The organism is Verrucomicrobiota bacterium, assembly GCA_016871495.1.
Taxonomy (GTDB): Bacteria; Verrucomicrobiota; Verrucomicrobiia; order Limisphaerales; family VHDF01; genus VHDF01.
This window is the reverse complement of record VHDF01000174.1, coordinates 1-4,083: the sequence shown is the minus strand read 5'-3', so window position 1 is coordinate 4,083 and position 4,083 is coordinate 1. Positions and strand designations below refer to the sequence as shown.

The 4,083-nt window shown below is 62.6% G+C and carries 6 protein-coding genes; all 6 read right to left on the bottom strand.

From position 1 onward, the window contains the following. Nucleotides 1–400 (bottom strand): metallophosphoesterase (locus FJ404_19520; protein ID MBM3825037.1); only part of this gene is annotated, 400 nt, incomplete at its 3' end. A 587-nt stretch (nucleotides 401–987) separates the two neighbouring features. Continuing rightward, nucleotides 988–1,890, bottom strand: a complete 903-nt coding sequence (locus FJ404_19515) for a ThuA domain-containing protein (GenBank protein ID MBM3825036.1) — start codon at nucleotides 1,888–1,890, stop codon at nucleotides 988–990. Between the two features lie 60 nt (nucleotides 1,891–1,950). Then, nucleotides 1,951–2,718, bottom strand: a complete 768-nt coding sequence (locus FJ404_19510) for a DUF1080 domain-containing protein (GenBank protein MBM3825035.1) — start codon at nucleotides 2,716–2,718, stop codon at nucleotides 1,951–1,953. Then, nucleotides 2,715–3,161 carry a 6-carboxytetrahydropterin synthase QueD gene (gene queD, locus FJ404_19505; GenBank protein ID MBM3825034.1) on the bottom strand — a complete coding sequence of 149 codons (447 nt, stop codon included), beginning with the start codon at nucleotides 3,159–3,161 and terminating at the stop codon, nucleotides 2,715–2,717. The genes FJ404_19510 and queD overlap by 4 nt, the downstream gene beginning before the upstream one ends. Continuing rightward, nucleotides 3,158–3,670: a phosphoribosyl-AMP cyclohydrolase gene (gene hisI, locus FJ404_19500; protein ID MBM3825033.1), complete on the bottom strand. Its 513-nt coding sequence runs from the start codon at nucleotides 3,668–3,670 to the stop codon at nucleotides 3,158–3,160. The genes queD and hisI overlap by 4 nt, the downstream gene beginning before the upstream one ends. Before the next feature lie 28 nt (nucleotides 3,671–3,698). Further along, nucleotides 3,699–4,083: ATP-binding cassette domain-containing protein (locus tag FJ404_19495; protein ID MBM3825032.1), on the bottom strand; the 385-nt coding region annotated here is incomplete at its 5' end.

Sequence of the window (4,083 nt, the reverse complement as noted above, 5' to 3'; positions counted from 1 at the left end):
GCCTCCAAGCGCACGCTCTGGTCCACGCTGAAGCCCGAATGTTTCCAGGAACGGATGTTGGCGACGACCTCGTCGTTGATTTTGCCTGCGCCCAGGAGCAGCGCAAACACCTCTTGCTCCCACAGCTGCAGCCGCAATCCGAGCGTTCGAGGCCGATGCCCTCATCCCAGCATCCACGCACTGTGGTGATGTTGTGCCGCTGGACGAAGTCGATGACTTCGCGCGGCCACGGGCCGTAGCCGACGAGGTCGCCTAGACAGATGACCCGGTCAACTTTGCGTGCCTGGAGGTCGTCCCACACGGCTTCGAGTGCGGCCATGTTGCCGTGGATGCAAGAGAGGATCGCGATGTGCTCGCCCGCGGGGGTTTGCGGAAGGGGTGGTGGTTCGGGAGATTTCATGCGGTGAGGGAGCGCTGGGCGTCGGCGAGGTTTAGGCGAGCGGGTTCAAAATCAGGTTCGAGTTCGAGCACACGCTCGAATTCCAGTGATGGACTCATGGCCATCATCTCCACTTCCCCTCCAGTGGCTCTAGCCGCTTATCACCAGGCGGGATCGGGGCGAGGCCCTGAGGGCTGGTGGAGTTCTTCCGGTTTCGTTTCCTGGCACGAAGGCTTCCCTTGACGGGTCTAGAAGCACAGGCTACGGCGCGCTGGCGGGGTGCAGATTGAAGGACAGTCACAGGACCGGTCTCGGGAGTGTCTTCGCTGCCGGACTTGGCCAGTAGCGCGCTCAATTCGTCCCGCGCAGCGCGGCAGGCGGCCAAGTCTTCCGCGCCAAGAGCCACGGCCAGTGCACGCTTCAACTCGCGGATGCGCTCGCGCAGCTCCGAGGATTCCACCAGGGCGGCGAGATCCAAACAGTTCGGTCCACAGGTTGGGCAGCCGGACGTGGTGGCAACGGACCTGGTGTGGCGACGTGGCGGGCGGGCATGGTGAGCCCGCTGTCTCTTGGCAGGGAGGTTCATAGGGAGGCAAGCCGGCGTCCCATTACTTCTTGGGGTCGAGGTTTTGCATCAGTTCGTCGTCGCTCACGGCGGCGGAAGTGATGCCGCCAGCGGGCACCTCGACGTTGCTTACCCAGCACAGCGCGTTGAGGATCGTCTTGCGGAAATCGTCCTGCTGCCAGTTCTTGTGAAAGTGCGCGCCGGTAAAGCCGAAGCCGCGCCCGCCATCAGGGCGTTCGACGGCCCACAGCTTGGCTTCCGGACGGCCTTTCGCTTCCTGGATATGCGGGTAGGGGCCCTTGGGATACACATAGGGTCCGTCGCGGGTGGCGTCGGACGGCTTCGCGACGAGCACGGGCGTGAACTTCACTCCCTTGATGGTCTTCGGCCCGGTGGCGTCGAAGCCCTCGGCGAAGCGCATGTTGAAATACCATTCGTCGTGGATGGTGAAGGGTTGCACTCCGCGGGCGATGGGGTGGTCGGGGAAGCGCTCGAAGGCCGCGTCCCAGATCGGGTTGCAGGAAAACTGGTGCTCGTAGTGTCCCCCGATCCAGCGCCGGAACTCCGTTCCGCCCTTTTCCGCTGGCACCTCGACGCCGAAATGCATCATGCCGATGCCGGCGCCGCGCTGGACGAGTTTTTCGAGTAGCGCGATCCGACCATCCTGAATGGCGGGATGGTTCTTACCGCCGTCGCAGAAAATCACCACCGCATCCGCATCGGCAAGGGTGGCTTCGTCCCGCACCCAGCCTTGTTCGTGCAGTTCGACGCGCAGCCCGGGCACGCCTCGCATCCGTTTCTCGAGCAGGATGTTTCCCGCCCGGAACTCGTGAAGGCCCGGCCCGTGGCTGGCTTTGCCCGCAATGAGCACGAGCTTGCGTGGTGCGCCCGCAGCTGCAATGGCTCGACGCGTGGCCAAGGGGGCGGACAGTGCGCCCGCGACCATTAAGCGAACGAAGGTGGAGCGTTTGATACCAATGTTCTTCATAGCGAACAGGAGTGAGGTTTACTTCGCAGTTGCAGGGTCGAGTTTCCTCACGCGGATTCCCCGATACCGGACATATTTCCCGTCGTAATCCTCGGGGCGGCCACCGCCGTGGACTTGCAGAGCGATGCCCCCACGCGCCGGGTGGCGTGCTTCGGTTTCGGTCCATTCCATGAACTTCACCCCGTTAATCCAGGTTGTGATGGTCGGCTTGGTGCCGCCGGTGATGCGGGCGCGCAGCTCATTCCATTCGCCGTGGCGCCAGAACCTCGCCCACGCCTCGGGCAGTACGAGCAGTGGTGTTTGCGGGTTGCCCGTGGCCTTGGCTTCGATGCGCGTCGGCGCACCCGCAAAGTTGTAATTGCGCAGGTGCGGTTTGCCGCCGAGACCTTCGCCGTAAATGCCCATCAGATTGCCTCCGCCGTGGTAATCAATCATCGCCTGATAGGCCTTGCCATCCTCGGTGCTGCGGAGGAACAGACCGCTGTCCGGGCCGAAATCGTTCTTCATTTCGACCACCACCTCGAAGTCGCCGAACTGCTCATCGGTGATGATGATCCCGCCGTTGCCGGGCTGATCCTGTGAACCGTGAATGGCACCGTCCACGACCTCCCATTTACCGCCGCTTGTGTTCTTGCTCGTGTGCGAATGGCCTGTCTTGCTGCTGACGTGCCAGCCGGTGAGCGTCTTGCCATCAAAGAGCGTCTGCCAGCCGTCCTTGTCCGGTTCGGCGGCGTTCACGCCGATGATGAGTGTGATGAGGAGTGCGAGTGTGTTGTGTGTTTTCATGTTGATGTTTTGGTAGTTCGCTTTGGTTGAACTCTGCGGACGGCCACATCCTGCCGGCGTCGTTTGCCGCCGCTGACCTGTGTTTCCGGCCCGCGATAGAGAATGCCGGCCGTCGCAGTCTCCTGCAGCAGCAGTTCGGAGAGCAACGGCAGGGTCGGCTGGAGCCGGTGCCAGAGGTAGGCGGCGAGGTTTTCTGTCGTCGGAATCTCGAGTCCGGGTAGGTCGTTGAGCAGGTGATGATCCAGATCGGCAAGCACGGGCACCACAGCAGCCTTGATGTCCTCGTAGGCCACGACCATGCCCGTGCGCGGGTTAATGGGACCGGCGCACCGGACCTCCAGATGAAAGGTGTGGCCGTGTATTCGCCCGCAACGATGGCCTGGAACGAGTCCTGGCAGCCGGTGTGCGGCGTCGAACGAGAAGCGTTTGAACACGGTGGTCATGAGGACGGTGTTCGGGATTTCACCAGCGGTGTGCCATCCTGTCCAGTCTGGTAAACCTTCGAGGGATCAAACACTTTTTCCTTTTCCAAAAAGTTCAGCGCGAAGTCCGGGCCGGGGCCTAGTCGCGCGACCTCACGGAAGAAACACGAGCGGTAGCCGACATGGCAGGATGCGCCGCCTTCAATCCGCACCCGCAGCAGCACGCAATCCTGATCGTCGTCGATGAGCACGTGCTCGACATGCTGGACGAGGCCGCTCTGCTCGCCCTTGCGCCAGAGCTCCTGCCGTGAGCGCGACCAGTAGTGCGCCTCCCGGGTGGCAAGGGTGAGACCCAGCGCCTCCGCGTTCATCACACCGACCATGAGCACCTCGAGCGTGGAGGCGTCTTGTGTGACGCACGGGATGAGGCCGCGTTCGTCGAACTTGGGCTGAAGCTGTGCGCCCTCCTCTATCTCGAGGAGTGTGCCGCGTAGGGGAAACTTCATGGGACTGTCGGGTGCTGTTTTCATAGGGTCATGATGTTGGTGGTTCGGGGGGTCATGAACAGGGCTTCCCTCTGGGACCATGCGAAATGATGCATGGATCGCCGACTTGGTATCGCTCCAGTTCGCAACGGTACGCGTCGAGGACGGTGTGCTGTTCCAGCGCGCCCGCAGCGCCATGCCAGTGCAGCGTGACGCCGAGGCAGGCGATGCGATGGGCGTATTGGGTGATGAGGGGGATGTCGTGGCTGACCAGGACAATCGTGATGCCTTGTGCGGAAAGCTCGCGCAGAATGACGCAGAATTGCCGCTGACCTTCGGTATCGACCCCGGCTGTTGGCTCGTCGAGCAAGAGGGCGGCAGGCGAATCCATCAACGCCCGCGCGAGCAGACACCGGCGTTGCTGGCCGCCTGAGAGGTGAACGAACGGTTTGTCCCGA